General features: G+C 72.7%; 1 protein-coding gene. It reads right to left on the reverse strand.

Annotated elements, in window-relative coordinates; all coding sequences use genetic code 11:
• Window positions 1-1358 (reverse strand): FtsK/SpoIIIE domain-containing protein (locus KGA66_RS28990; protein WP_369015990.1); only part of this gene is annotated, 1358 nt, incomplete at its 3' end.
• Window positions 1359-1511: the final 153 nt, after the last annotated feature.

The raw sequence follows: 1511 nt of genomic DNA on the forward strand, positions 1-1511 counted from the left end.
GTGTCGGGGCGGGGTGCGGCGATGCGGGCGGCTTGGAAGGGCAGGATGGTGGCGTGTCCGAGGCGGGCGTAGGCGCGGCCGGGCAGGTGTTTGGGGATGCGCGCGGCCTCGGGGGTGTCGATGACGTCCTGGCTTTCGGCGGCGTCGGTCATGCGCAGCGCGATGCGCAGGTTGGTGTTCGCGCGGATCTCCGGGGAGACGGCGCCCGCGGGACGCTGGGTGGCCAGGATCAGGTGGATGCCCAGGGACCGGCCGCGCTGGGCGATGCTGACCAGGCCGGTGATGAAGTCGGGCAGTTCCCGGATCAGGGAGGCGAACTCGTCGATCACGATGAGCAGCCGGGGCAGGGGCGCGAGGTTCGGGGTGCGGCGGCGCTGCGCGGTGTAGTCCTCGAGGTCCTTGGCTGCGGCGTCGGCCAGGATGTGCTCGCGGCGGCGCAGTTCCGCGCCCAGGGATTCCAGGGCGCGTTCCACCAGCGCGGGGCCGAGGTCGGTGACCATGCCAACGGTGTGCGGCAGGCGCGCGCAGTCCTTGAACGCGCTGCCGCCCTTGTAGTCGATCAGCACGAAGGTCATCGCGTCCGGGCGGTTGGCCGCGGCCAGGGAGGCGACCAGGGTCTGCAGCAGCTCGGATTTCCCGGCGCCGGTGGTCCCGGCGATCAGGCCGTGTGGGCCGTCCTGGCGCAGATCCAGGGTGAAGGGCGCCGCGTCGAATCCGGCGCCGACGAGCGCCTCGGTGCTCGCCGGGCTGCGCGCCCAGCGCTCGGCCACGGCCTGCGCGGTGGGCGGTTCCAGGCCGAGCAGGTCGAGCAGGCGGCAGGAGTCGGGGATCGCAGTCTGGTCCTCTTGGGGGGAGATGTCGCGGATCGGGGCCAGGGCGCGCGCCAGGCGCCCCGCCCACTTCGCGCTGACCAGGTCGGGGCGCACGGCGGTGACGGGGTGGGCGCGTTCCTGGGTGACGGTCGCGCTGCCGCCTGGTTCGAGTTCGACCACCGCCTGGCACTCGACCGGCAGCATGCCGCGCTGCCCTTCGAGGCACACCGGGTACACCCCGACCACGGGGCCGTCCGTGAGCACCTGCAGCATCCCGGGCAGCGCGCGCAGTTTCCGGGCTCCGTCCAGCAGCACCAGCAGCTCCGGGTCGCCCAGCCGCGCGCCGGGGCTCTGTTTGAGAGCCTCGTGCCGCGCCGCGATCAACGCGGCCAGCTCTGCGATGCGGCGCGCGACGCTGCGCGGGTCGTTGCCGATCAGCGTGAACGGCTGCTCGGGGGTGCGGGGCCGGGTGTGCGGCAGCCAGCGTGCCCAGTCCCAGTCCGCTGCCGCGTCGCTGTCGGTCAGCACCCAGATGCCCAGATCCAGCGGGCTGTGCCAGGTGGCAGCCTGCGCTAGGCCCGTAGTTCGCATGTAGCTCGTTCGGGTCGGGTCAGGGTTCTGTCCAGCGTGGCTGGATGACCTCGATGCCGAGGAGTTCGAGCAGGTGGACGTGGATTCCTTGGGCGAACAGGACGGTCG

The sequence above is a fragment of the Actinocrinis puniceicyclus genome, from assembly GCF_018283645.1.
Taxonomy (GTDB): domain Bacteria; phylum Actinomycetota; class Actinomycetes; order Streptomycetales; family Catenulisporaceae; genus Actinocrinis; species Actinocrinis puniceicyclus.